At 44.9% G+C, this 1,380-nt stretch carries 1 protein-coding gene; it reads left to right on the top strand.

Annotation, left to right across the window (positions count from 1 at the left end; genetic code table 11):
• Nucleotides 1-110: 110 nt before the first annotated feature.
• Complete coding sequence (locus ACP6PM_RS01435; RefSeq protein ID WP_426581170.1) at nucleotides 111-1,223, top strand: IS110 family RNA-guided transposase; 1,113 nt, start codon at nucleotides 111-113, stop codon at nucleotides 1,221-1,223.
• Nucleotides 1,224-1,380 lie beyond the last annotated feature (157 nt).

Raw genomic sequence — 1,380 nt, 5'->3', positions numbered from 1 at the left:
CTAAACTCCATGAACCTGTAGGCACACAAATACAGAGGAGAAAAAGGAAAAGAGCCTAGTCCACTTTCCTAAGCGCTTTTTGAGAGAATATCTTTATCTCAAAAACGGAAATGAGGTTTAGCGGACTAGACGTACACAAAGATACCATATTCGCGAGTGTGAGTGAAGATGGTATTGACTATGATCGCAAGGTATATCAGACAGATACCGGCTCTATCTATGATCTACGCGATTGGTTATTATCTAAAGGCGTTGAGGCAGTAGGTATGGAGAGTACGGGTATTTATTGGCAAGTAGTTGAATCGATACTAGGAGAAGAGCTGAAGACGTATGTTGTCAATGCGAACTACGTTCGTCAAGTACCGGGTAAGAAAACGGATCAGAATGATGCGGATTGGTTATGCAAGCTGTTGAGTAAAGGGCTATTGCCAAGTAGTTTTATAGTACGCGGAGTGCAAAGTCAACTACGGATATTGACGCGGCATCGCAAATTGCAGTTACGGCGTCGTACGGATTTATTGGTGCAGATGAGCAACTTATTGGATCGGTGCAATATTCGACTTCGTCGTTTGGTGAGCAGTCTATCCTCTAAAGGGAGTATGCGATTGATAAGAGCATTATCGGGAGGCGTGACTGATCCACAGGCTTTGCTGTTGCATTTACACGGTCGGACACTCAAGCGTCATGGAGAGGAGCAAGTACTTCGGGTATTGAGAGGGCATATGAAGGCAGAAGACTGCTTTGTTTTAAGCCAGCTATTAGGGCAGTATGACTTATTAGAGCAACAGATCAAGCACTTAGAGCATGAAGCGGAGGAGTTGGCTTGTAGGGAGTATGGTCAGGAGATGGAAGTATTGATGAGTTTACCTGGTGTAGGAATGCTTTCGAGTATTCATATTTTGGCGGAAGTCGGGTCAGATATGAGTGTATTTAAAGGAGCCAAACAATTAAGTAGCTGGGCGGGTTTATGTCCGCGCAATGATGAAAGTGCAGGCAAGTTAAAGAGCCGTCGCTTGAAGCCTGGTAACAGTCACTTGCGCCCGATTATGGTACAATGTGCACTAGCTGCGATAAGGACGCGAGGAAGTCATTTTGTGAATTACTACGCCAATCTATCGGCTCGCATGAACAAGAAGAAGGCCGTGATTGCGGTAGCACGTAAGCTTATCTCGCTGGTCTATGTTTTACTAGAACGCAAGCAGAAGTATCGTTACGCCGCGTAATAAAGAGAACAGTGCAGCGCAAGGTCGTGTAGTTGGTTGGAGGCATAGACCCCGGATTTAAACTGATCTGACTACACTGTTCGAGACTAAGCACAAATACATGGTCCGTAGAGACCGAAGAAGAACTTTTAACCTTATGTGCTTAGATTTGAATGGC

This window comes from Dapis brunnea BLCC-M229 (assembly GCF_050015995.1).
Lineage (GTDB): Bacteria > Cyanobacteriota > Cyanobacteriia > Cyanobacteriales > Microcoleaceae > Trichodesmium.
The sequence above is the reverse complement of the archived record's forward strand: the minus strand, read 5'-3'. Positions and strand labels throughout refer to the sequence as shown.